General features: G+C 50.8%; 20 protein-coding genes and 1 pseudogene. 10 read left to right on the top strand and 11 right to left on the bottom strand.

From position 1 onward, the window contains the following. Positions 1 to 5: 5 nt before the first annotated feature. From MYS68_RS35725 to MYS68_RS35715, 3 genes are all read right to left on the bottom strand, one after another. Positions 6 to 1,325 carry an ABC transporter substrate-binding protein gene (locus MYS68_RS35725; protein WP_248930295.1) on the bottom strand — a complete coding sequence of 440 codons (1,320 nt, stop codon included), beginning with the start codon at positions 1,323 to 1,325 and terminating at the stop codon, positions 6 to 8. Positions 1,326 to 1,340: 15 nt separating this feature from the next. Beyond that, positions 1,341 to 2,189, bottom strand: coding sequence for a creatininase family protein (locus MYS68_RS35720; protein WP_248930294.1), 849 nt, complete (start codon positions 2,187 to 2,189; stop codon positions 1,341 to 1,343). Between the two features lie 157 nt (positions 2,190 to 2,346). Continuing rightward, positions 2,347 to 2,988: a GntR family transcriptional regulator gene (locus MYS68_RS35715; protein WP_248930293.1), complete on the bottom strand. Its 642-nt coding sequence runs from the start codon at positions 2,986 to 2,988 to the stop codon at positions 2,347 to 2,349. A 160-nt stretch (positions 2,989 to 3,148) separates the two neighbouring features. On the opposite strand from MYS68_RS35715, the gene MYS68_RS35710 reads away from it, so the two are divergent. The 6 genes from MYS68_RS35710 to MYS68_RS35685 all read left to right on the top strand — a co-directional run bounded on the left by MYS68_RS35710 (position 3,149) and on the right by MYS68_RS35685 (position 8,047). Beyond that, positions 3,149 to 4,315: a mandelate racemase/muconate lactonizing enzyme family protein gene (locus tag MYS68_RS35710; protein WP_248930292.1), complete on the top strand. Its 1,167-nt coding sequence runs from the start codon at positions 3,149 to 3,151 to the stop codon at positions 4,313 to 4,315. A 28-nt stretch (positions 4,316 to 4,343) separates the two neighbouring features. Beyond that, positions 4,344 to 5,168 carry a transporter substrate-binding domain-containing protein gene (locus MYS68_RS35705; protein ID WP_248930291.1) on the top strand — a complete coding sequence of 275 codons (825 nt, stop codon included), beginning with the start codon at positions 4,344 to 4,346 and terminating at the stop codon, positions 5,166 to 5,168. A 68-nt stretch (positions 5,169 to 5,236) separates the two neighbouring features. Beyond that, a complete protein-coding gene (locus tag MYS68_RS35700; RefSeq protein ID WP_248930290.1) occupies positions 5,237 to 5,908 on the top strand; it encodes an amino acid ABC transporter permease in 672 nt (223 codons plus the stop codon). Between the two features lie 5 nt (positions 5,909 to 5,913). Then, on the top strand, positions 5,914 to 6,561 hold the full coding sequence (locus MYS68_RS35695; RefSeq protein WP_275984147.1) for an amino acid ABC transporter permease: 648 nt from the start codon (positions 5,914 to 5,916) through the stop codon (positions 6,559 to 6,561). Beyond that, positions 6,558 to 7,286, top strand: a complete 729-nt coding sequence (locus MYS68_RS35690; RefSeq protein ID WP_248930288.1) for an amino acid ABC transporter ATP-binding protein — start codon at positions 6,558 to 6,560, stop codon at positions 7,284 to 7,286. The genes MYS68_RS35695 and MYS68_RS35690 overlap by 4 nt, the downstream gene beginning before the upstream one ends. A 14-nt stretch (positions 7,287 to 7,300) precedes the next feature. After that, positions 7,301 to 8,047, top strand: coding sequence for an HAD family hydrolase (locus MYS68_RS35685; RefSeq protein WP_248930287.1), 747 nt, complete (start codon positions 7,301 to 7,303; stop codon positions 8,045 to 8,047). A gap of 203 nt (positions 8,048 to 8,250) precedes the next feature. Here MYS68_RS35685 and MYS68_RS35680 read toward each other — a convergent pair. Together MYS68_RS35680 and MYS68_RS35675 are read right to left on the bottom strand one after the other, a co-directional pair. Continuing rightward, positions 8,251 to 8,586 (bottom strand): annotated as a pseudogene (locus MYS68_RS35680) (23S rRNA (adenine(2503)-C(8))-methyltransferase ClbB); the annotation flags it as partial. Positions 8,587 to 8,822: 236 nt separating this feature from the next. Next, on the bottom strand, positions 8,823 to 10,319 hold the full coding sequence (locus MYS68_RS35675; protein ID WP_248930285.1) for an Lsa family ABC-F type ribosomal protection protein: 1,497 nt from the start codon (positions 10,317 to 10,319) through the stop codon (positions 8,823 to 8,825). A 503-nt stretch (positions 10,320 to 10,822) separates the two neighbouring features. Between MYS68_RS35675 and MYS68_RS35670 the strand changes: the two genes are divergently transcribed. After that, positions 10,823 to 11,224 carry a VOC family protein gene (locus MYS68_RS35670; protein ID WP_248930284.1) on the top strand — a complete coding sequence of 134 codons (402 nt, stop codon included), beginning with the start codon at positions 10,823 to 10,825 and terminating at the stop codon, positions 11,222 to 11,224. 157 nt (positions 11,225 to 11,381) lie between these two features. On the opposite strand, the gene MYS68_RS35665 is transcribed toward MYS68_RS35670, so the two are convergent. The 4 genes from MYS68_RS35665 to MYS68_RS35650 are packed head-to-tail and all read right to left on the bottom strand — an operon-like array spanning position 11,382 to position 16,427. Next, positions 11,382 to 12,677 carry an MBL fold metallo-hydrolase gene (locus MYS68_RS35665; protein WP_248930283.1) on the bottom strand — a complete coding sequence of 432 codons (1,296 nt, stop codon included), beginning with the start codon at positions 12,675 to 12,677 and terminating at the stop codon, positions 11,382 to 11,384. A 3-nt stretch (positions 12,678 to 12,680) separates the two neighbouring features. Beyond that, a complete protein-coding gene (locus MYS68_RS35660) occupies positions 12,681 to 14,354 on the bottom strand; it encodes an ABC transporter permease (RefSeq protein ID WP_248930282.1) in 1,674 nt (557 codons plus the stop codon). Positions 14,355 to 14,366: 12 nt separating this feature from the next. Beyond that, the gene (locus MYS68_RS35655) at positions 14,367 to 15,455 is read right to left on the bottom strand and encodes an ABC transporter substrate-binding protein (RefSeq protein ID WP_248930281.1); all 1,089 of its coding nucleotides are present in this window, start codon (positions 15,453 to 15,455) and stop codon (positions 14,367 to 14,369) included. A 6-nt stretch (positions 15,456 to 15,461) separates the two neighbouring features. Further along, the gene (locus MYS68_RS35650) at positions 15,462 to 16,427 is read right to left on the bottom strand and encodes an ABC transporter ATP-binding protein (protein ID WP_248930280.1); all 966 of its coding nucleotides are present in this window, start codon (positions 16,425 to 16,427) and stop codon (positions 15,462 to 15,464) included. A 211-nt stretch (positions 16,428 to 16,638) separates the two neighbouring features. Here MYS68_RS35650 and MYS68_RS35645 point away from each other — a divergent pair, with 211 nt between their 5' ends. Together MYS68_RS35645 and MYS68_RS35640 are read left to right on the top strand one after the other, a co-directional pair. Beyond that, positions 16,639 to 17,541: a LysR substrate-binding domain-containing protein gene (locus MYS68_RS35645; RefSeq protein ID WP_248930279.1), complete on the top strand. Its 903-nt coding sequence runs from the start codon at positions 16,639 to 16,641 to the stop codon at positions 17,539 to 17,541. 88 nt (positions 17,542 to 17,629) lie between these two features. Next, on the top strand, positions 17,630 to 18,496 hold the full coding sequence (locus MYS68_RS35640; RefSeq protein WP_248930278.1) for a hypothetical protein: 867 nt from the start codon (positions 17,630 to 17,632) through the stop codon (positions 18,494 to 18,496). Positions 18,497 to 19,031: 535 nt separating this feature from the next. On the opposite strand, the gene MYS68_RS35635 is transcribed toward MYS68_RS35640, so the two are convergent. Continuing rightward, positions 19,032 to 20,267, bottom strand: a complete 1,236-nt coding sequence (locus tag MYS68_RS35635; RefSeq protein ID WP_248930277.1) for a DUF1501 domain-containing protein — start codon at positions 20,265 to 20,267, stop codon at positions 19,032 to 19,034. A gap of 17 nt (positions 20,268 to 20,284) precedes the next feature. Next, entirely contained in the window at positions 20,285 to 21,601 is a 1,317-nt protein-coding gene (locus MYS68_RS35630) for a DUF1800 domain-containing protein (RefSeq protein ID WP_248930276.1), read from the bottom strand. A 503-nt stretch (positions 21,602 to 22,104) separates the two neighbouring features. On the opposite strand from MYS68_RS35630, the gene MYS68_RS35625 reads away from it, so the two are divergent. Beyond that, a complete protein-coding gene (locus MYS68_RS35625) occupies positions 22,105 to 23,460 on the top strand; it encodes an IS4 family transposase (protein WP_248928649.1) in 1,356 nt (451 codons plus the stop codon). Positions 23,461 to 23,797: the final 337 nt, after the last annotated feature.

Below are 23,797 nucleotides of genomic sequence, written 5' to 3'. Positions count from 1 at the left end.
TATCGTCATTTCTGCTTGGAAATCAATTCATTGGCCCGGGCTGCCGCCTTATTTATGGCTTCATCCGTTGTAGCCGCTTTGCTGATCATCAATTGATAAGCTTCCGTTACAATGTCGTTAAATTGTGAGTATGAATCAAAATCCGGAGTCGGAAAAGCATATTCAATGGCCTTAACGAAACCCGCGAATTCCGGGCTGGATAATTGCTGATCTTTACCGACCTCTATCTTGGTTGGCAAACGGCCGCTGATTGCGTTAAACTTCAATGAGTTCTCCTTCTTAACAAGAAATTTCAAAAAGTCGGCAGTCTCATTTTTATGCTTGCTGCTTTCAGCAATGGAATAGCCGAATAAACCGAATGTTGCGGAATGTCTTTCTTTCTTCGGAAGGGGAGCGCTATAGAGTTTGCCTTTCAGATTCGGATTCTGCGATGTGATTGTACCGATCGCGTTAGGGCCGCTAATGATCATCGCAACTTTATTATTAGCCATCAGATTGGCAACCTCGGGGAATCCGTTCTCTAACGTTCCCGGCGGAACAACACCGTGTTTATTGTTCAGATCGGCGTAAAATTGAAAAGCTTCTTTGGCTTGAGGCGTATGAAGTTCCGTGATCCATTTCCCATTTCGATCCTTTGTAATCTCATCAACCCCAAAGGTTCGCAAGAAAGGGATAAATCTCGCAGCCCCCGAAGAATTTCGCGTGCCGATCATGCCGAATCCCCACTGGTCGGTCGTACCGTCGCCGTTAGTGTCTTTTGTAAGCTTTAAGGCGGCTTTAAGAAAATCGTCCCAGGTTTCCGGCGCTCCCAGTCCTTCTTTCTCAAACCAATCGCCTCTATAGATGAGAGCTTGAGGTGTGGCGAACCATGGAAGAAACTGCAGTTTCCCATCAACGCTCGCCTCGTTTATCATATTTGGGTAAAATTCTGCAATATAATCTTTGCCAAGCAGGGAAGTAAGATCGGCTGCTGCGTTCATTCTGTTTGCAATTCTCATAAATTCCGGCGTATTAAAGAAAGCATCGGGTAAATCTCCCCCCGTTGCAAGAGCGGTAACTTTCTTATAGAGTTCATTATAAGGAACGCCGATAAACTCGATTTTGATATTCGGGTGCTCGGCCATATATTGGTCGGCCAATTCTTTTTCCGCCGGCCCTTCCGGCTTCTCCGTTTGCTCAACGGATAAGATACGTAAAGTTATTTTATTTTCATTTGATTGGGAATGCTGGGTAGTTTCCGGTTTTTGCGTACAGCCATTTAACAGGAACAGCGCCGAAAGCAGGCATGCCGACCAAATGGCGGCTTTCATTTGTTTTCCTTTCATAGCCGTGCTCCTTTACTAAAAGTGAAGTAAATTGTCGAGTTCAAGTTCCGGTTTATTCGGATGATTATCGTGCCGCGGTCTGATTTCCCGATTCTTGAATTCCTTGATCAGCCGGGCCAGCCGTTCTACAGTCGTATCATATAAGATTTGGCCTTTCTCTTTAGTGGAAGCACTTGCAATTCCGGATACGCCGGACTTCGAGAACGTAGTCCACCATTCCATCATCAAAATCGGTGAAGGCGCTTGCAACTCGTTCCAATGGAACTCCGAATCCGGCAAGCCGTATTCGTCTTCAATTTTGTCCATACGCACCTCGTTTTCATTTAAGTGCAAGTACATCGATGTTTCCCACTCGCATGCGTGCCCCATACCGCCTTTTTCGGTCGTTCTGATTTGTCCTGCCACATCCAATGCCAAACTTGTATGAATCAGAGCGGTACATAGCGCTTTCCCTTTTGTTTCAATATTGGTTTGTCTTGCTACGATATCCAGGAACGGCATATTGGAACCGTGGCCGTCTACGATAATGATTTTTTTAAATCCGTGGTATGCCAAACTTTTGGTTACACATAAGCAATATTCGATGAACGTTCTGCCTGTAATGGTTATTTGCCCCGGAAAGTCCATATGGTGCGTATTGAAGCCGTAAGGAATGTTAGGCATGACCAGGACATCGTCAGGAACCAATTTTGCCGCTCCAATGGCAACCTCCCTGGCCAAATAGTTATCAACTTCCATTGGCAGATGTCTGCCATGTTGTTCGGTGGAGCCGACGGGAAGAAGAATGACCCTGTTCTCGTCTATCGCTTGTTGAATTTCTTCCCATGTCAGCTTCTCATAATAAAACGTTTTCAATTTACTCATTTTCCAACAACCTCCACAAATGATTTGATAAGTACACTAAGATTTTAGTAAACGTTAATGTTATTGTCAACAATTATCATGATGAAAAAAAGATCGCTTTCTCAATCCAAATGAAAAGCGATCTTTGGGGGCCGCGCCATTTTTAACTATGGTTTGGCTAATAGATATGCTCTTTTAACACGGGTTCAATATATTCCCAGTTCTTAGTCTTAATTGCTTCAAACAGCTCTTTATGTTCGTTCATCAATTGGGAGAAGTTATCCATTTGGTGTTTTTCCCGGGTGTTTGTCATGAAATGAAAAACAATTCTGGACGATACGCTTTTCCAAAGCGTGATCAGATAAGGTTCCCCTGTCAGCGCTATAAGATATTCATGGAACTCCAGATCTTTTTCAACAATTACTTCTATTTCCTTTTGTTTACAGGCTTGATTGAGCTCATCGAGTATTTTTTCCAATTGTACGAAATGAGTCTCGTTAAGATTAGGTATGATTTTTTGTATCGAAAAAGACTCCAGCAGCACTCTAAGCGGATTCAATAACATGGTAACTTCGTCTTTCTCAACCTTAGCTACCATAGTTTCTTTATGAGTTTGCGTAACGAGCAGCCCTTCTCTCTCCAGAAGCAAAATGGCTTCCCGAATCGGCCCCCTGCTAACGCCCATCTCTTTGGAAATGTCATTTTCCCTCAATCTTGTTCCCGGATCGATTTTCCCTCTGATAATTGCACTTTTTATATCCTTATAGACTTGATTTCTTAATGTATCGGTTTTTTTTACCGTAAAGCCGTATTCGTTCATGATATATCCTCCTCGCTAGCTATCACATTCCTTTTTATTATACATCCTTTTATACAAATAACAACTAACGTTTTTGTTAATGTTATTGTTGACAATACAAAAAGGGTGATGCTACTATGGGGTCATTAACAAACATTAATTCATACGGGAGGTAACAGCTATGCAAATTATTGATGTGACAACAACTCAAGTACAGATCCCTTTTCGGAAACCGGCAAAATGGTCGGGAGGCACGAGACGAAGCGCTCCGGCCATTGTCGTAAAAATCATCACGGATGAGGGAATCGTCGGACTCGGGGAATGTGTCGGACCTACGATACCAACCATTCAAACGATTGTGGAGAAAGAATTTAAACCTTTTCTTATCGGCTGCGACCCCATGCGAACCGAATGGATACTTCATCGCTTAGAGGAATATGTGCTGAATTGGAAACAACTAGGCCTTTACGCTTTGGCTGGAATCGATATCGCGTTATTGGATCTCAAGGCCAAAGCATTGAATACGCCGTTGTATAACCTGCTCGGGGGAATGTACCGCAGTCACGTTGATTTTGCAGGGTATTTGTTTATCGACGAGCCGCTTGCGAACGCCAAAGACGCTGAAGAGATCGTAAAACAAGGATATAAAGAAATTAAGATTAAAGTCGGTCGCGATATTGAGTTCGATACGGCACGTCTAAGAGAAATCCGCGCCGCAGTCGGGCCTAATGTCAAACTACGGATCGATGTAAACCAAAACTGGAGCGTCTCGACAGCGATCAAAGCCATTAACAAGATGGAAAAATACGATTTGCAGCTGGTGGAGCAGCCGACCCCGTATTATGACATCGACGGTTTGGCGCAAGTCAGCAAGTCCGTGTCAGTACCGATTACCGCCGATGAATCTTGCACGGATTTTGAAAGTGCTTTGAGATTGATCGACAAACGCGCTGTCGCTGCGTTTACCGTTTATCCTTCCGAGGCAGGCGGTTTGTTGAAAGCGAAGCAAATTGTCGATCTTGCTAATGAGAACGGAATTTGGTGTGTGACAGGCACTTGGGCCGAGACGGGCATCGCTACCATGGCTAACGTCCATTTGATTGCTGCATCGCGAAACTTCCCATTCGCCAATGACACCCACTACGATTACTATCATAGCGATGTGTTAACAACAAATTTGAGTTTCGCGAACGGCAAAATCGTTGTCCCTGCCAAGCCCGGTCTGGGCATCGATATTAGCGAAGAACGTCTGGGCGCCTTATCAAAAGAAGAAGTGCGTGAAATGGTCTTTTTTGATTCTCAGCAGCAAGATGATGAATTTGTTCCAAGAATCGGAAACCTGTTATAAAAACAGGTGAAAGCGGGGGGGGCTGTGTATGAGAAAACTTCATATTTATTTCTTGCTGATCGCATCGTTAGCGCTTGTTCTCTCGTTGACAGGATGTTTCGGATCTACGGCTGCGCCGGGCAACGGGGTGGAAAACTCCATTCTGGCAAAGGTCGTTCAATCCAAAAAGTTAAAGGTGGGGGTGATTCTTTCCTACCCTCCATTCGGTTTTAAAGACGAAAAAGGCAATCCGCAAGGCTATGACGTTGATATCGCTAAAGAACTGGCGAAGTCGCTCAATGCCGAACTTGAGATTATGGATTTGGATTCTTCCGCGCGAATCCCGGCCATTGAAACGGGGAAAGTGGATGCGGTTATAGGCAGCTTTTCGCGCACATACGAGCGTTTGCAAAAAGTAAATGTTTCCGCCCCCTATTCGGCTGCGAGCGAGAAAATGTTGGTCAGGAAAGATAGTACGATTGCAAAAGTTACGGATCTTAACGATAAGAAGGTAGCGGTTGTGAAAGGTTCCACCAATCAGGCCGTTACTGAGCTTGCTCCCCAAGCCCAGCTTGCGTATTTCTCCAATTCAGCGGAATGTGTCCTCGCAGTCAAAAACGGCCAAGCCGATGCGTTTGTAGAAGACGAAAGCTTCCTGGCTTACCAAGCCAAGCTTTATTCCGAGCTTAAAGTGGTAGGAGATCCGCTTGTGCCTACTTTATATCAAGGTATCGCGGTTCGTAAAGGCGATCAGGAATGGCTAAATTACTTGAATTTCTTTGTCTTTCAAATCAATAATCAAGGAACGAACAAAAGCATTTATACCAAATGGTTCGGCATAAATCCTCCTTATCCGCTTAACCCGCAGTATTAAAATGATAAAAAGAAGTCGAGGCCTGTTGAATGAGGCAGGCCTCCTATTGTGAGCAAGGAGGAACCCGAATGCTGCTCGACTGGTCTACCCCAATCCGCAACTGGAATTATTTGTTGGGCGGAGCCGTAATGACTTTATGGCTCACCATTCTCGTTTTCTTTTTATCGTTTTTGTTGGGTGTTATTTTGGCGGTTTGCCGCATGAATAAACAAGTATACCCATTATACTTGATTTCAACAACGTATGTGGAGTTAATCCGAAATACGCCCGCGCTTGTCCAGATCTTTCTTATTTATTTTGGCCTCCCCCAATTTGGCATACACTTCTCGCCGATTGAAGCCGGGATTATTGCATTGACCGTAAACAACTCGGCATATATGGCTGAAATCATCCGGGCCGGGATTCAATCCATTCATAAAGGACAATGGGAAGCAAGCAGGTCTATAGGCCTTACCTATATGCAAATGTTTAGATACGTCATTTTCCCGCAAGCTTTTAAAAGAACGTTCCCAATCGCAGGAAATCAATTTATTATGGTGATTTTCAATACGAGCCTGCTCGCGATTCTCGATGTGAAAGAACTTACCGACCGTGCGTTGATTTTGAACGGACAAACATTCCGGACGTTGGAAATTTTCGTTTTTGTTACCGGTATTTATTATGTGTTATATTTTATCATTTCCACGCTGTTCAATTGGACAAACCGCCGATGGTTGCTTAATAAACACGAAACAAGGTGACAACAATGGACTGGAGTGTAATCTACGAATACCGGCATCTTTTGTGGAGCGGATTTATGGTGACATGCAAGCTTTCCGTTACCGCCATCCTGTTAGGCACACTGACGGGAATCGTTATCAGCATGGCTGCAACCGGCCGGCTAAAGTGGCTGAAGGCACCCCTTGCCGCATATGTCCAGCTCTTTCGCGGGTCACCGCTTCTTATTCAATTATTTATGTTTTATTTTGGATTATCTTATATTGGAATCAATATCGATGTATTCGAGGCAACCGCCCTGGTTTTCACCTTATACTCCGGTGCCTACATCGCCGAAATTTTCAGGGCAGGTATTGAGTCCGTCCCCAAAGGGCAATTCGAGGCCGCAAAGGCCCTCGGCTTTTCTTATACTCTTTTGATGTTTAAAATCATTCTTCCTCAAACTTTAAAAATAGCATTGCCGCCGTTGATCGGATTTTATATCACTCTCATCAAGGACACCTCCATTGCCTCCGTAGTCGGTTATGCGGAGTTATTGAACCAAGGAAAAGCGATTATGAACATTGCCGGCAAACCTTTTGAAATTTTGCTTTCCATATCCCTCGTGTACTTTATCATATGTTATCCGCTTTCTTTGTTTGTAACCTGGATGGAAAGGAGAATTTACATCAAATGATTACGCTTAGGCATCTCAACAAATCGTTCGGACAGCTTAAAATTCTCCACGACGTATCGCTTCAAGTTGAAAAAGGGGAAGTTGTGGTCGTTATAGGTCCCAGCGGCTCCGGTAAAAGCACTATGCTTCGCTGCATCAATCATTTGGAAACAATTGATTCCGGCGAGATTTATATTGACGGGCAGCCGGTGCTGTCGAAAAAAGCAGTTATCCGTAAGATTGGAACCGAAGTGGGCATGGTTTTCCAATCGTTCAATCTATTTCCCCACTTGACTGTATATGAAAATGTTGCCTTGGGTCCCCGTCACGTGCGTAAGTTGAATAAGCGGCATGAAAGTGAAATTGTCGAGACTCTCCTTGGGAAGGTCGGGCTTCTCGACAAAAAAGAGCGCTATCCGGAGCAATTATCGGGCGGACAGCAACAGCGGATTGCCATAGCACGCGCCTTGGCGATGCAGCCCAAAATCATGTTATTCGATGAACCCACTTCCGCATTGGATCCCGAACTGGTCGGGGAAGTATTATCCGTTATGAAACAATTGGCCAAAGAAGGAATGACGATGATTGTCGTCACACATGAGATGAATTTTGCGCGGGATGTAGCCGATCGGGTAGTCGTCATGGCCGAAGGCCGAATTATAGAGGAAGGATCACCCGAGACGATTTTTACCAACCCGCAAAATGCCAGAACACAAGAATTTCTTAAAGCCGTTATCCAACGATAGGAGGCTATCAGTATATGAAATTGAAAGAAATTAGTATCGGGAAGCATAAAGTAAAGGCACAGGCGATCGGTTTTGATAAAGATGGGACGCTTTTCGACGCATTGACCTATTGGAGAAACATAGACCGGATCAGAAAAGAGCTGTTTTTGCAGATTGTCGGTTCCAAACACGAGAACGCATGGGAAAAAATCATGGGTTTCGTACACCCGGATCGAATCCATTACAGTGGTGTATTGGCCGTCGCTACAACCGAAGAAGAAATCATATTGGTAGCCGGATTGATGTTCCAGCTTCATGCCTGGCCCTGGTATCAATGTAAAAAGTTAGCCAGTGACTTGTTCATACAAGCCGACAAAAAACTGGAATACGACCGAGCCTTCTCCCCGGCAGCGGGAGTACCGGACCTGCTGTTGCGATTAAAGAGCAAAGAATGGACTGTAGGTATCCTGACTTCTGACAGTTCTTTAAGAACTAACGCATGCATGAAATTGATAGGTATGCAGGAAATGTTGGATTTTATCGTAACCCCAGAGAATGTTGAACGCGGAAAGCCTTCACCTGATTTGGTTTTCTACGCTTGTGAAAAAATAGGCATTGATCCTTCGCAGCTTATTGTTGTAGGTGATTCCATCGTGGACATGCGCATGGCGAAAGAAGCGGGAAGTATTGCGGTCGGACTGGTTACTCATGCAGGCTCTGAAGAAATATTGGGTAAAGAGGCTGATTTTCTTATTCACTCCTTGACTGAGATCGAACCGTAGTGAAAGCGCATAATGACAACCGCGCCCCTGCATCATTGAATATTTAGAAGCCCCACTCATCGAGTGAGGCTTCTTTTTTTATGGAGCCATGGGCGACTGCCCCTGAAGCTCATCGCTGCCAATGCAGCGTTTTCCCGTTTTGGTCAGTTTCATAACCCAAGCTTTTAATTCCCCGACATCGATTATTCGGAGCGGTATAGCTGGCCGCATGCCGCGTTAATGTCCGATCCGAAATACGATTTCCACCCCCGCTCATAAGTAAGTCGTACGGCTTCAACGCGTTCGTCGCCTGCAATGGCAAACAGCATCTTGCTGACCTGTTTCGACGTGAGTTCCTTTACCGGAACGATGCTGCAGACGTTCGGACCAAGCATCCGGGTCAATTCGTCGCGCAAAAATTTGGGCAGTATGGTCATCCGTCCGTATTCGCCGATGTTTTGCTTGAAAATTGCGTCCATTATCTGAGCATACCGATACTCGGGCTGCTTGAAATCGGACAACATTCGCCGAATCGTTTCATATTTCGAGGTTAGTTTCATGTCTTCTCCTTATCGCCGGAGAAAACGCAAAAAAGCAACCGTCAGTTGGCGCTTTGACACGTCATTAACCAACTATACAGAAAAGCGCATACGTTTGCAGAACGAATCGCTAAGTGCACCTGTCGATAGATGGGTAAGCCTCCGGCAACCGATTTGTTTTTTGGTGAACCGCTTCATCTAACAGGAACCGGTTCACATAATCATCTGCAACCTCAATCTTCATCGCTTTCATCCTCCTAGAATTGGTTGATCTCCTTCAGTTCCACAATCTTTGTCGCGATATGCTTGCAAAACTCGCTGTCATGCTCCACAAAAAGGATGGTCGGAGAATGCTCCAGCAGCAGCTCTTCGATCTGCATTCGGGAAATGACGTCGATAAAATTGAGCGGTTCGTCCCAAACATGCAAATGAACCCGCTCGCAGAGGCTTTTCGCGATCAGTACCTTCTTCTTCTGTCCGCCGCTAAAAGAAGCGATGTCCTTTTCGAATTGCAAACGCGAAAAATCGAATTTCCTTAAAATCGCTTTGAACAAGCTTTCGTCAATCCCGCTGTTTCTGGCGAATTCCGACAAATTGCCCCGCAAGTGGGAGGTGTCCTGCGAAACGTAGGATATTTTCAACTGGCTCCCTCTTCGAAACGTGCCGGAATAAGGAATTTCTTCGCCGTAAATCAGCTTGAGCAAGCTGGATTTGCCCGAGCCGTTCGGGCCGGAGAGCGCAATGCGGTCCCCTTGCTCCACCGTAAAGCTGACGTCGCGGCAAACCTTCCTCTCGCCGTAATGAATCGAAACGCGGTCAAACTCGACTAATTGCTGTTTGTGATACGCCATCTGGGATATTTTCAGGCTTTCCGAGCCTTCAACATTGTTAAGCAGCTGGGATCTTTCCTCAATCGCGGATTGTTGTCTTTGCTCGATCGATTTGGACCTCTTCATCATTTTGGCGGCCTTGTGACCGACGTACCCTTTATCGACCTTGGAGCCGGAGTTGCGGGTGCCGTTTTTTGTTTTTTCCACTTCATGCGACCAGTTGCTCGTCCGTTTGGCCGCTTCGGACAGCCGTTTGATGTCCTTCCTCAGCTTTTCGTTCTCGGCCATCTCAAAGTTGTCCTGTCGTTGTTTGTTCTCCCACCAGTCGGAAAAATTTCCTTTCTGGATTTCGATATTCGTCTTGTTGATCGAAAGAACGTGGTCCACGCAGTTGTCCAGAAACGCCCGGTCGTGCGATACCAAAATAAACCCGCTTTTATCGTTCAAATAATCGCTGACCAGCTTCCGGGCATGCAGGTCCAGATGGTTGGTCGGCTCGTCAATAAGCAAAAAACGGTCTTCCTTCAAAAACAGGGCCGCCAGCATCACCTTCGTTTGTTCTCCGCCCGACAACGATTCGAACGGTCGGTATAACACGTCCTCCGACACCTTCAGCAGAGAAAGCTCGCGAAGAAGCTGCCAGTGCTCAAAGTCCGGATAGATGTCTGCGACCACGTCGACGGTATGGTTCTCTTTGTGTTCAACGTGGAACGGGAAGTACTCGAAGCCGACGCCCGCCGAAATCGTTCCGCTGTATTCGTACTTACCGAGCAGCAGATTGAGAAAGGTAGTCTTGCCCCGGCCGTTTCTCCCCGTAAAGCCCAGTTTCCAATCAGTATCGATTTGAAAGCTTACATTCTCAAAGATGTTGTCGTAACTGCCGTCATAAGCAAACGTCAGGTTCGTTACTTTGATCAATGACATGTGTCGTCAACCTCCTTTGTTAAAATAAGAAAAACTTCTGATCGGAGCCTTTTCGATAAAGGTACATCCGTTTTTAGCGGAAGCTTTTCTTGCGTGCAGAAAGTTCTCATACGCGCTTTAGCGTTAATGAGCTTAAACTTTCTGACAATAAAAAAAGAGCTACAAGAAAGTTACCTTTCTTGTAGCTCAAAAAAAATACGGCACATTCAACCCGGCGCAGGGTATGAAAAGGGTATATTTTCTGAGTGAAAAGAATAAGGTAACTTTCTTGCCAATAAAGAATAAAACAAATTCCGCTTTATTCTTTAAACAGGTGGCAAGAAATATTACATTATCCTCTTCAACTCCAATCGTTAAGTGTCAGCACGATTCTAACATACCCGCTTCTACATTGCAACATCCTTTAGTCGGCTTCACTACCACAGATTCTTCTCAAACAATTCCAAAATTTTACACATTGATATAAATAATATGCTAAACTCAAAATGGAGGTGCGGTTAATAATGAAGATAGCAAGACTGGAAGGACTTACACTGCTGGCTGACGATGTGGCCCGCTTGGCCCGATTTTACCAAGAAGTCTTGGGATTTGATATCGTTGTAGAAGAGGAACATTACGTAGAATTCAGAAATACCGGGGTGAGATTGGCCATTTGCTCCAAATCTCTGATGTCCGAGAATACCAACGATCATCCTTCTTTCAGAGAAATTCGCAAAGGCCAAGCCGTCGAGCTTAATTTCCAATGTGATTCACCAGATCAAGTATACGCCTTGTACGCCGAATTCGTTTCGAAGGGAGCCATTGACGTCACAGCCCCACAAATCAAGTCTTGGGGGCATACTACTGGCTTCTTCGGCGATCCCGAGGGAAATATTCATTCCATATTTGCGGTGAATCCCGTGTAAATGGCGGTGGAATAATCACCGTGCTCCTACGCTTCGCTTTGTCCGCTCTGGACGAACCCTTCGGGTTCCCATTCACTGCCCTTTAAATATTTATGGAGCCAAGGGGGACCTCCCCCCTGACTTCATCGCTGCTAGCGATGCGCTCTCCCGGCTGGGCTTACCGCCCTCTTCCCCCGGTTACCAGCCTGTCACCACACTCGAGCGAATGGATTCCCTTATACCCGAGCTGCGCCAAATGAGCCGCCGCCAGGTCCGTGGACGCTTTGCCCGCGTGGACGAGCAGCGTCTCCTTGCTGTCCACCGCATCAAGCATTTCCCGCACATCGCGGATGCCCTGATGCACCTTGTAACGGATCAACTCGGCGCGGCAGCCGTCCGCAGATTTGCTTTTCAGCAGCGCGTCGCCGAAGCTTCCGGCGGCCAGATGCCCGGTCAGCACCACGCTGGCGGCAGCCGGATTCCGGCTGAGCTCGCGGTAGTACCACTGCGCTTTCGCCGACTGCATCATGCCGTCGCTCGTCAAAATGACGCGCGGTCCCGTTTCCCCGATCAGCCGTTCCCGCTCCTCCCGATCACGCACTTCGCGAACGAGACCGTCCGCCAGCACCTCGCGGATGCACCGCTCCGCCTGCGGCCTTAGCCAATCCGGCCAAGCCAGCATCCGCTCCAAAGCGCCCAAGATATCGGCCTCGGCGATGACGGGGAGCTGCGGAAACGTCTCGCGCAGCCAGACGAGCAAGTCCTGCCCGCGGCCGTATACCGGGACCGGCAGCAAAACCGTTCCCCCTCGAGCCGCCGTTTCCGCCACCGTCTCCTGCAGACGGGACAGCTTGAGCTCCTGGCTTTCCTCATCCATGCCGCAGGCGGCATCGACGATGGCCAGCTCCACCTGCCGTCCCGCAAGCTCCGGCCAATCCGCCGCCAGCAGGCATGATTCCCGCGAATAGTCGCCCGAGAAAAAAACGAGGCTCCCGTCCATATCGAGCAGCAGCCACACCGAGCCGGCCAAATGGCCGCTGCGGCCCCACATGACCTTCAGGGAAGGCGTTATCGTCAGCCATTCTCCTGCATCCACCCGCTCCTCCAAAAAAGCGAAGCGGATCGAATCGATATGCTCCTCACCGTAGGGGAGTTCCGCCGATCGCGATACGACATATTTTTTCCATGCGGCAAAATATCCCGGCAGCTGCTCGGCGGTAGCGCGGGTCGTCCAAACAAGGCCGCGGTAGCCGAGCTTATACAGCAGCGGAATCGCCATCGAATGGTCCTCATGGGCATGGGACAAAAAAACGGCGTCCAGCGCCGCCGCCTCTTGCGCGTCCACTGCAGGGTACTGCCCGGCGCCTTCTTTTTTCACGCCGCAATCGAGCAGAACGCGCAATCGATCCTTTTGAATGAAGTAGCTGGAGCGCCCGTGTTCTCCGGCGCCGCCCCAAACCGCTATGTTGATCATCGTTTATACATCCCAGTCTTTTTTTGAACTTAAGTAATTGACCGCAAGCAGCATCGCCGTAGTCAGTCCTACCGACACGACCGCCATCGCCATGCCGAGCTGCACCTTGCCCTGCTCGAACTGGGCGAAGATGTATGTGGCCGACGTTTCCATCGAAGGCGGCAAAATCAGCAAAGACGCCACCAGCTCGCGGATCGAAATCGTAAAGGTCATCATCCATCCGGCGAGCATCCCCGGGACGATCAGCGGCAGCAAAATGCGCCGCAGCACATACGACGGCTTGCCGCCGAACACCTGCCCCGCCTGAAAAAGCGCAGGATCGAGCTGGGTGAAGCTCGCTTTGACATACTGCACCGTATACGGCAAAAAAAACACCACGTACGTCAGCACGACCATCCCGTACGTATTGTAAAGCGGGATCGGCATCCACGGCGCGTTCCAGACGATGATCAGCCCAAGCACGATGACGATGCCCGGCACCGTATTGGGCAGCATGCTGAACAAGTCGGTCAGCCGCTGCGGCCATGTTTTCGCACGGTGGATCATAAGCGCGAGAAACGTTCCGAGCACGACCGCCAAGGTGGCCGCCGCCAGCGATAACGTCAGGCTGTTCGTCAGCGCCTGCATGCTCTTCGACCCCGGGGCGAGCAGCTGCACATAGTTGCTCAGCGTCAGGTTGCTCCAGGCAAGCCCTTGGCCCCGCAGCTTCATCAGCGAGGCGGCGATGATGGAGAAATATGGCACGCCGATCGACAGTACGAGCAGTCCGCCGACGTAAGCCCAAGCGATCGCGGCCTTCCAGCCGCTGAGCCGGTATATGCTGCGCCGCGCCCCTTTTCCGCCGACCAGTTGATAGGAATGCCTTTGCGTCACCCACGCCTGCACATACCACAGCAGCAGACAGGTGCCGAGCAGCACGGAAGCGAGCGATGTCGCTTTGCCGAAATCGATCGGCCAGCTCGAAATGTACTTATGGATTTCGGAGGTCAGGACGTAAAAACCGATTTTGCGTCCAAAAGTCGCCGGCGTGCCGAATTCCGCAATCGTTTTGACAAAAATGAGCAGCGCTCCCATCGCATAACTGGACAGCAGCAGCGGGACAACGATGCGCCGGAACCGGTACGCGAAGGAGCCGCCGTGCAGCGCCGCCGCCTCTTCCTTGCTGCCGCCGATGCGCACGAGAGATCCCCGCAGGATCAAATACAGAAACGGGAACAAATGAAGGCTCATGATCGCAACCATGCCGAAAACGCTGAAAAAATGCGGCGTCCACGCCGCCGCGGCCGGCAGCAGCTGCTCCATGTAGCCGTTACGCTGCATGAACAAAATCCAGCCCATCGAGCCGATATAGGGCGGCGTCATAAACGGCACGAGCAAAACGATGTCAAGCCATCTGTGCCGGGACAAGCCGGTATTGGCCATCACCCAGGCAAGCGGCAGCGCAAGCAGCGTCGTTCCGGCCACCGTGCACAGCCCGATCCACAGCGAGTTTACATACACTTCGCCGAGCCCGCTGCCCGCAACCGTTCTAAGCGGTGCAGCCAAATCCAACCCCTGACTCCCCTGCACGCTGGACAAAAAAATGAAAAAGAGCGGGACGACCACCAGCGCCGCCAGAAGAACCAAGGCGAGGGCCATCCCGATGCGTTGAAGCGAAAGTGTGCCGGTCAACTGCATATATTCACCGTCTTATTTGAACAGCTGGGCGAATTTTTTGGTAACGGCGTCTCCGTTTGCGTCCATCCAAGCCCAGTCCACCTTCATTTGCGGAATTTGCTCCGCGCCCGGGCGGTCTTTCGCTTTGACGTCCTTGCGGCCCGGCAGCAAATACGTGTCGGCCACCATTTTTTGCGCTTCGTCGGACAGCAGATAATCGATGAACGCTTTGGCGTTATCGACGTTTTTGCTCGTCTTGACGATCGCGGCAGGACGCGGACTGATCACGGTTCCGCTTGCAGGGTAGAGCAGATCGACCGGCTCTCCCTTTGCCTTCGCCTGGTACGTCATGTAGTCGACCGCGGCGGCTACGACGCTTTTCGCGCCGGTGATGACCGGATCGAGCGCTTCCTGATTGGCGCCGGCCATCGCCACGCCGTTTTTCTTGTACTGCTCCAGCAGGTCCCAGCCGGAATCGCCTTTGCCGCTCAAATAGCCGGTGACGAAATCAAGCGCGGAGCCGGATTGCGCCGGATCGGGGATATTGATTTTGCCCTTCCATTCTTCTTTGGCGAGGTCGGCCCACTCCTTCGGGGGCGTCTGGACGAGCTTCGTATTGTAGGCGATGCCGAGCGCGGAAGAGCTGTAGCCGAAGAAATGGCCGTCCTTGTCGGACCATTCGGGGATGAGCTTGTCCGCATTTTTCGCTTCCTTGTATTCCAGCGTCATGCCGCTTTTCTTGAGCCCTTGCGCGGCCGGAAGGGAAGCGAGCACGACGACGTCGACGACCGGATTCGCTTTCTCCGCTTCCATCCGCGACAAAATTTTCCCCGTCGTGCCTTGGAACATTTCCACCTTGACGCCGGTTTTCGCTTCATACCCTTTCTGAATCGCTTCCGCCAGCTCCTTCGGACCTGCACTGTACACGACCAGCTTTCCGCTCAGCTTCTTCTCTTCGTCTTTCTTGACTTCCTGCTTCGGTGCCTCCTGCTTCGGCTCCGCCGCCTGATTGGCCGCAGGTTTTGCGGCGCTGCCGCAGCCGGCGAGACTGAAACCGATCATTGCGGTCAGAAGCACCAGCGCCCCTTTTTTCAACCCATTACGTTTGTTCACTTGATACATCCTCCCTTAATTTGATATGGCATGTATGTGGCGGGGGGAAACGAACAGCTCGCAGGTTTCCCCGACCGGCAGCCGCTGCGGATGATAAGCGGTCCAAAGACCGGCGGCTCCCATGTCGATCCCGATCTCGTAGCGGTCCCCCAAGTAGCTGACCGTACGGATGACGCCTTCGTAGCTGTGGCACGCCTCTGTCCGCTGCCATAGCGCGTGTTCCGGACGGAACATGAGCCTGTCTTTTTCAATCCAGTTGGTCTTGCCGATAAAGCCGGCGACAAACGGATGCGCCGGACTGCGGTAAATGTCCTCCGGCGTGCCGGCCTGAAGCACCTGCCCGCCCTGCATCACGACGATTTCGTCCGACATCGTCATCGCTTCCGTCTGATCGTGGGTGACGTACAAGGCAGTCAGCCCAATATCGCGGACGAGGCTCATCAGCTCCATCCGCATCTCCTCGCGCAGCAGCGCGTCGAGCGCGCTGAGCGGCTCGTCGAACAGCACGAGCTGCGGCCTTGTCACAACGGCGCGGGCAAATGCCACCCTTTGCTGCTGGCCGCCGGACAATTGGTGCGGGAAGCGGTTTTCCATGCCGGTCAGACGAACCATCTCGATCGCCTCCGAGACGCGGCGGCGCACATCGTCTTTTTGCCCGGTCGCCCGAAGCCCGTACGCGATGTTTTCGAACACGGTCATGTGCGGCCAAAGCGCGAAATCCTGAAACACCATGCCGAACCGGCGGCGGTGTACCGGCATGTCGATCTTCCGCGCCCGAGAAAAAATATAATCCTCCCCGAGCCGAATCTCCCCTTCGTCCGGCTTCTCGAGGCCGGCAATCATCCGCAGCAGCGTCGTCTTGCCGCACCCCGACGGACCGAGCAATGTCGTAAACCGGTTATGCCCGATGCGCAGCGAGGTCGGCTTCAGCGCCTGAACCTGGCCGAAGCTTTTGGCCAACCGTTCGATGATGACATCCATTTTCGTAAATACCTTCTTCCATTCGGGAAACTATCCTCAGTGTACAGGCCAAACTCGCGGAAAATATTATCCGAACGTAAAGGTTTTGTTAATTTTTTCAATGGATTCTATTCATTTCTATAGATTTTATCTATAATGTGTTGTGAAAAAGCCCGAGGAGTAACGAAGGCAACGAAACGACTACCGGAGGGCTGCAAAGGAGGGCACCTAAGTGAACATCAATCTGGTGAAGCTGGAAATCGTCGAGCTGATCGAGCGGCACAAAAAAATTACACCCGTAGCCGGACTGCTCGGCCTTAAACAGCCGACCGTCACTTTTCATATGAAAAATTTGGAGGAGGAGCTTGGCGTCCCTTTGTTTGAATCCCGCGCGGGGAAAATCAATTTGACGGAAGCGGGTGCTGCTCTCCATCATTACGCGGTTAAAATCAACGCCTTGGCTCAGGAAGCCGAACGCGTCGTCAAAGAGTTCCGCGAGCCGGGGACGGGGTCGCTCAAAATTGGCGCGAGCTACGTTCCGGGCACCTACATTCTTCCCGAGCTGATCAGCCGCTTTGTGAAAAATCACCCGAAAACGAAGCTGAGCTTGTCGATCAAACCAGCTTCGCTCATTAAGGACATGCTGCTGAATCACGAAATCGATATCGGCGTCTTCTCGGCCGGGCCGGCTGCACATGCTCCTCTGGCAATCGAAACGGTGTGTGAGGATGAGATGGTCGTTATTTTTGCGCCGAACCATAAGTTTTCACGATATGAGCAGCTGTACCCGGACATGCTGAACGATGTGCCGTTTCTTTTCCACAGCCCGGAGTCCAGCACAAGAGCCCTGACGGAAAAATGGGCTCAGGCAAACGGCGTGCAGCTCAGCTGCGCGATGGAGCTCGATTCGGTGGAGGCGATCAAGCAGGTGGCGATGCGCGGGGAAGGCGTATCTTTCGTTTCGCGGCTGGCCGTCGGCCGCGAGGTCGAGCGCGGGGAGCTGGCGGTGCGCGCCATACCGCAAAACCACGTGAAGCGGTACGTCTTTTACGCGTTCAATGAGCACCGTCACAAGTCTTCTCTGATGGATGCCTTTATCGACTATATTCGTTCGTCCGTCACTCCTTTACGATAACAACATGTGCGGTTAACACTCTTCTTACAATTGCCGCTTACATTCTACCTTGTAGGAAAAAAATCCCCCTATGCAAAGGAGAATGAAAATGATGAGAAAAAGAAGCAAATGGATGGCCGGCCTGACCGCCGCTTTATGCGCCGTGGTCATGTCCGCATCAATCATGGCGCCGGGCCCTGCCAAGGCGGCAAGCAATATGGTGCCGGACTACGAGGTCAAGCTGCTGATGAACCCTTCCGCTGTGCTGGGTACGGACTACAAGCTGACCAGCGCCGTCAAAAGCGCCTTCGGCATGCCTGATACCGTAACCAAAATGAACGTGCAATTTTTGGACACCGACAGCAAAGACATTTACAGCAACGGCTGGAGTCCGCGCGTCCGCAAAACGGAAGGTGAAAGCGGCTTCGAGCTCACCTACAAAAAGCGGTTCCCCGTCGTGGGCGACGATATCGATGCTGCGCTCACAACGGCCAATCAGGACGGCTTCGACTCCAGCGACACCAACTACGAAGCGCAAATCGAGTGGGGCTACCAGAAGAAAACGCTCAGCGTCACCCGCTCCAAATCGGGAAGCAAGTCCGGCTACAGCGGCATGGATCTGCCATCCCTCAAAGATTCGCGCAGCCTGCTGATCAACAACGCTCCCGGCAAATTCGACGACTACGTATACAACGGCTGGGGCACCGAAATGCTCGGTACCTCCCGCATTTACGGCCCCGTTCTGGCCAAGCGATCCATCGGCACATGGAGCGGCCTCAAGACGTACATCGAAGTTTGGCCGATCAAAGATGCCGCCGGAACCGGTACGGAGTACGTCGTGGAAATTTCCTTCAAAACGGCGGACCGTGCCGTAGCGTCGCAAAAGCACGACGAGCTGATTGCCTACCTGCAGAGCAAGGGCTGGTTCCTCCCGCAGGATTCGCTGAAGACTCAGCTGATCATGGATCGCTACTGAAGTCCACCCCCTAAATCCCCCTGCAAGGGGGACCCCAGGCGCTCGAGCGCCCTGGACCCGCCCTGTTGGAGGGAGTGCTCGCTGCTAGTCCGCGTTTGCCCGGCATGGATTTTTTTTACCTTTGGATAAAAATCCGATGCCGGGCACGCTTTACTTTTGGTGCGATGCCTGGGGAGTCGGTGCGTGCCGCGCTCACGCGTATATCCGGCACGGTTTTGCTGCGCAAAACCTGTACCGGACACCATTACTTTTACCGGATCAGTCCAGTCAAAATCCCCCCGCCCTTCCCCGCCAAGTCAGGTTACGGGAACCATAGCGGAATTAGGGTTCGCTAAGTGGGTCAGTTTCCGATGTTTTTGAAAATTAGCGGAACTCAGGTGATCTATTTGTCTGATTCCCCACTGCATTAGCCATTTTTCACCGATATAGCGCATCTCAGTTCCTCTATTTTTTCAAAGTGCCTTTTTATCCGAGAATAGCGAACGTGGGTTCCTCTATTTATCATAAGCTGCTTATTTTGGCGGAATCTGTTCCATCATACAAAAGCCAACTTCTCGTATGTCTGACCCAAAGCTCCCTTGGCGTCGCCTTTGAGCCAGTTATCCAGCAAGGTGTAATAGACGGAGCGGAAATCCACCTCGTATTTCAAATCCCCATTGTCGAGGTTCGTAAGGCTCGGCTGGGTGCCGTAAAGCCCGCCCTTCACCCGGCCGCCGAACACAAACATAGGCGCAGCCGTGCCGTGGTCGGTTCCGCCGCTGCCGTTTTCCCTCACGCGACGCCCGAATTCGGAAAACGTCATCGTCACGACGCGATCCTGCAGCCCATGCGCCTCCAAATCCCGGTAAAACGCGCTGAGCGCCTGATCCATCTGCAGAAGCAGCTTGGCGTGCATGTTTTTCTCATCCGCATGATCATCAAAACCGCCCAGCTGCACATTGAAAACACGCGTCCCCGCCCCACCGGCAAGCAAGCGCACGACAAGCTGAAGATCCTTGGCGAAGCCGGATTTCGGGTATTCGATTTTGTTTTGATACGCGCCTGCCAGCGCATGAATCGCTTCCACGCTTTCATACGCGTCTACGCCGCGCTGGCAGGTGACCTGCACCCTGGCTATCTGGCGCTGCGGGTCGTACATGTCGAGAAACGCTTTGGACAAACGGTTCTGGTCGGCCTTCGGCGTTTTCGCGTCAAAAAAGTTAAACGATTCGATGGACTGAATGAGAGGCACGCCGATCTTCTCCGAGCTGAACGCCTTGCTCGCGGCGCTGCCGATCTGAATCGCCTTGAGAGGGTTTTTCGACTCCGCAAGCGCCGTTTCCACGTAGCGGCCGAGCCAGCCGGAGCGAATATACTTTTCCGGCTCCGCCGTCTGCCAAATTTCCATCGAACGGAAGTGGGAATGATCCGGCTTCGGGTACCCAACCCCCTGGATGATCGCCACCTTGCCTTGGTCGTACAGCTGCTTAAGCCCGGTCAAACTCGGGTGCAGGCCGACCTCGTTGTTGATCGCGAGCACCTCGCTCTCCGTAATTTTCAAGGTCGGTCTCGCGTCGAAATAACCGCCCAGCCCGTAAGGAACAAGCGTATTGATGCCGTCGTTGCCGCCGGACAATTGCACGATGACCAGCACCGGATTTTCCACGTTCGGATCATCGCTCACCATGCTGAGCGGCGTGCCGTCCTCGGCAAAAATCATCGGTCCCCCGAGCCCTAACGCGGCGAGGAGCGCAGTGCCTTTGATAAGAAATTCACGTCGGGTCAATTTCATGAAAAGCCACTCCTTCCTTATTTCATTTGGGCTTCGGGACTGATCATCAGCAGGTGGAGCAGCCCTTTCATGCCGCCCACTTTTTGCTTGCTGTAAACGAACGTATCCTCCGCGTATTTGGCAAGCACCTGCAAGGTGTTATCGCCGATCTCCCACAATCCGACATTTTTACCGAGTCCGGTCACCCACTCCTCCGGCTTGGCATGCTCACCCAAAGCGTAGTCCGCCGACGTCAGCAGGTTATTGCTCACACGCCTGGCGACCGATTCGGCGAATTGGTAGCGGGACAATAGCGGCGTGCTCGTTAGCCAGCTTGTACCGCCGCGCCAGCCGGCCACATCGGGAGGCAGGTAGAGCTCCTGCCCCATTTTCCGAGCCGCTTGGGCGAAGCCTTTCGACATCGGCAAATCGAACGCTTTCACGATGCCGACCACGTATTCGACCGGCGTTTTGATCAGGCTGCCGCGGATGCTGTCGTCGTAAAATTCGTCCGAGGTAAACAGATTGTATAATACCTCGCCGACCGTGCTTTTCGTTATAAAATCGTCCGCGACCTTCTTCACCCAATCGTCCGAAGGCGCATCCGCCGCAAAGAAACGAAGCAGCTTTAGCGCCATAAAGCGGGGAAGCGCCTCCTGTCTGAACAGCACGTCCACGAAACTCGTTTCGTCAAAATTTCCCGTTTCGCCGAGCACGGTTTTAGTACCCGAATCGTGCTGCTTCGGTTGAAACGTCACCGCGTCGGTCTTCTTGTCGTAATGCCAGCCGGTCAGGGCTCTTGCCGCCTCACGGATATCCTGCTCCGTGTAATTGCCGATCCCGAGCGTAAACAACTCCATGACCTCGCGGGCATAATTCTCGTTCGGTTTCCCCTTGCGGTTGCTGTTCGAATCCAGCCAAATCATCATGGCCGGGTCCTTCCCTATCTCCAAAACCAGCTCGTGGAAATTGCCGACCGCATATTTGCGCAGCAGCTCGTTTTGCCTGACCATCAGCGGAATTTCCCGGACCTTCCGGTAGGAGGTCGTCAAATGGCCGTGCCAAAAAAGAGTCATCTTCTCGATCAGCGGAGCCTCGGTATGAATCATGCGATACAGCCAATATGTCTGCTGGTCGCCGATTTGATCCTCCGTCAGCTCCTTGCCGTCGGCCTTGACCGAAACGAGAGGCGGGATTTCCTGCGGTTTCCCGCTCAGCGATTCGCCCGCAATCAGCCGGCGCACGGTCTCCTCTTTCCCCAAACCAAGCACCGTGCTGACATCTTGTTTGCCCGGAAAAAATGCCGCTCTATTTAACAGATGCGCCGCTTCTTTTTCCGTCCAGCCTGCTCCCATAAGGCACCACCTATCTGTGAGGGTTCGATGAGGTTTATTATAATTGGGATTTGTTACAAAATCGTGACGCCCCCTGAGTGACGCCCCCCTAAATCCCCCAACCGGGGGGACCCCAGGCGCTCAGGCGCAATGTTGTCAGGTTAAGTGGGAAATAGCGGAACTATGGTTCGCTAAGTGGGGCGATTTCGGACATTTTTGAAAATTAGCGGAACTCAGGTACTCTATTTGTCTGTTTTCCCAATCCACAAGCCATTTTCTGCCGATTTAGCGCATCTCAGTTCCTCTATTTTTTCGATGGGCCCATTTTTCCGAGAATAGCGAACATAAGTTCCTCTATTTTATAAATTATAAACTCAACTTTCGCACCTTGAAAATCTAACCTAAGCCAGATGTGGTGCGGGTTGCGGACGATTAATTCTTTGAGTTGACAGAAAAAACACCTTTCGTTTGGTAAAATGGAAATTGTCCAGATCCCCATTCCAAACAGAAAGGTGCGTATCTTCATGGTACACCAGAACGCTCTGTCTGAAAAGAGTTTGCATCGAATTACATCGTTGTTTGTTACTTTAAAAATCGGCCACTTGCTGCGCCAGGCCGGCATTCGCAAGTCGTTCGGTATGCCAGCGCTGGAAGTTTTTCAGCTTCTGTTCACGCTTGTTTTCCAACAGCGTAATTGGTATCGCCTGTTAGAGAGTGAGCGCTCCTCGGTGCCCGGCAAGGACGTCATCTATCGTTTTCTTAACCATTCCGGCTTTGCGTGGCGTAAATTCCTTCATAGCCTAAGTCTCTTGGTTGTTCGGCGCTTCGAATCTCTCATTTCAAGTTCTCGTACTCGCGTGTTTATCGTAGACGATTCTGTTTTGAAGCGAAATCGAAGCAAGAAAGCAGAACTGTTGGCTCGCGTTCATGATCATACGACAGGTCGATTCGTCCGCGGTTACAATATGCTCACGCTGGGTTGGTCGGATGGCTTCAGTTTTGCTCCCATCGATTTTGTCATGCTCAGTTCCGCTAAGATCACCAACCGTTTTTGTGAAATAAAAGATAACTTGTCGAAGCGGACTCAAGGATATAAGCGTCGCTTGGAAGCATTCACCCGTAAGCCAGATGCGGTCGTAGAATTACTCAAACGTGCGATTCGGGCTGGTTTTGCTGCTGATTTTGTGCTCATGGATAGCTGGTTTACGCAAGCGCCACTTTTGCGAAGCCTTATGTCGGAAGGGCTTCACGTCATCGGGATGATCAAGGACATGAAGCAGCGCTATGTCTTGGGTGAAGACCTCGTCACGTTGAAGGAGCTTTACCAAAGGCTGCCGCGATCGACCAAAATAGATGTACTCGGCTCGTTTCTTGTTCAAACAGCTTGTGGACTGCCAATTCGACTCGTATTTGTGCAAAACCGTAACTGTCGTAGGGAATGGCTTGTTATCTTGAGCACCGATACCGAACTGAGCGACACGGAAATCGTGAGGATTTACGGAATGCGGTGGAGCATAGAAACCTTCTTTAAATTCACTAAATCCCATTTGAAGCTTGGGACGGAGTTCCAAGGCAGATCGTTCGATTCGCTGATTTGCCATACGACGATTGTGTTCAGTCGTTACTTGTTATTAGAATGGGAACGTCGTGCGAATCAGGATGCTCGTTCACTTGGAGGTCTCTTCTTCCTATTTGCAGACGAAGTTCGGGAACTTGACTTCAAATCGGCGCTACAACAAATCGTGGTGTTCTTCTTGGAGTTGACCAAAACCAAGACGAAAAGGGAGAGGTCTGCACTTATTTGTCAAGTCCAACAATGGATTGCTGGTTTGCCCAACTATATCAAGGGTTTACTGACTGATCTTAGCTGCGAAAGTTGAGTTATAAATTACTTATTTTCGAGGAATAACAGTTTTCAAGCGTCATTCGGTCTTCTATGGTTCAGCCCTCGATTTCGTCCATACCTGTTAACCTGACAACATTGCGCTCGAGCGCCCTGGACCCGCCCGTATAGAGGGAGTGCTCGCTGCTAGTTCGCGTTTGCCCGGCATAGGATTTATTGCTGTTAGGCAATAAATCCTATGCCGGGCACGCTGCACTTTTGGAGCGGTGCCGTGTAAGAAGTTGAGTGCCACGGGCCCGCGATTGTCCGGTCTCGCTTTGCTGATGCAAAGCATTGACCCGGCCCCGCTCTACTTTTTACGGCGAGGCAGCATT

Source organism: Paenibacillus hamazuiensis, from assembly GCF_023276405.1.
In the GTDB taxonomy this organism is placed as follows: Bacteria; Bacillota; Bacilli; order Paenibacillales; family NBRC-103111; genus Paenibacillus_AF; species Paenibacillus_AF hamazuiensis.
The sequence above is the reverse complement of the archived record's forward strand: the minus strand, read 5'-3'. Positions and strand labels throughout refer to the sequence as shown.

Coding starts and splice junctions, on each gene's coding strand:
- MYS68_RS35635 (WP_248930277.1), bottom strand. CDS start 20,267: ATGAAATTGACCCGACGTGAATTTCTTATCAAAGGCACTGCGCTCCTC.
- MYS68_RS35700 (WP_248930290.1), top strand. CDS start 5,237: ATGCTGCTCGACTGGTCTACCCCAATCCGCAACTGGAATTATTTGTTG.
- MYS68_RS35640 (WP_248930278.1), top strand. CDS start 17,630: ATGATGAGAAAAAGAAGCAAATGGATGGCCGGCCTGACCGCCGCTTTA.
- MYS68_RS35630 (WP_248930276.1), bottom strand. CDS start 21,601: ATGGGAGCAGGCTGGACGGAAAAAGAAGCGGCGCATCTGTTAAATAGA.
- MYS68_RS35655 (WP_248930281.1), bottom strand. CDS start 15,455: ATGTATCAAGTGAACAAACGTAATGGGTTGAAAAAAGGGGCGCTGGTG.
- MYS68_RS35670 (WP_248930284.1), top strand. CDS start 10,823: ATGAAGATAGCAAGACTGGAAGGACTTACACTGCTGGCTGACGATGTG.
- MYS68_RS35725 (WP_248930295.1), bottom strand. CDS start 1,325: ATGAAAGGAAAACAAATGAAAGCCGCCATTTGGTCGGCATGCCTGCTT.
- MYS68_RS35665 (WP_248930283.1), bottom strand. CDS start 12,677: ATGATCAACATAGCGGTTTGGGGCGGCGCCGGAGAACACGGGCGCTCC.
- MYS68_RS35720 (WP_248930294.1), bottom strand. CDS start 2,189: ATGAGTAAATTGAAAACGTTTTATTATGAGAAGCTGACATGGGAAGAA.
- MYS68_RS35710 (WP_248930292.1), top strand. CDS start 3,149: ATGCAAATTATTGATGTGACAACAACTCAAGTACAGATCCCTTTTCGG.
- MYS68_RS35685 (WP_248930287.1), top strand. CDS start 7,301: ATGAAATTGAAAGAAATTAGTATCGGGAAGCATAAAGTAAAGGCACAG.
- MYS68_RS35675 (WP_248930285.1), bottom strand. CDS start 10,319: ATGTCATTGATCAAAGTAACGAACCTGACGTTTGCTTATGACGGCAGT.
- MYS68_RS35705 (WP_248930291.1), top strand. CDS start 4,344: ATGAGAAAACTTCATATTTATTTCTTGCTGATCGCATCGTTAGCGCTT.
- MYS68_RS35690 (WP_248930288.1), top strand. CDS start 6,558: ATGATTACGCTTAGGCATCTCAACAAATCGTTCGGACAGCTTAAAATT.
- MYS68_RS35715 (WP_248930293.1), bottom strand. CDS start 2,988: ATGAACGAATACGGCTTTACGGTAAAAAAAACCGATACATTAAGAAAT.
- MYS68_RS35695 (WP_275984147.1), top strand. CDS start 5,914: ATGGACTGGAGTGTAATCTACGAATACCGGCATCTTTTGTGGAGCGGA.
- MYS68_RS35660 (WP_248930282.1), bottom strand. CDS start 14,354: ATGCAGTTGACCGGCACACTTTCGCTTCAACGCATCGGGATGGCCCTC.
- MYS68_RS35625 (WP_248928649.1), top strand. CDS start 22,105: ATGGTACACCAGAACGCTCTGTCTGAAAAGAGTTTGCATCGAATTACA.
- MYS68_RS35650 (WP_248930280.1), bottom strand. CDS start 16,427: ATGGATGTCATCATCGAACGGTTGGCCAAAAGCTTCGGCCAGGTTCAG.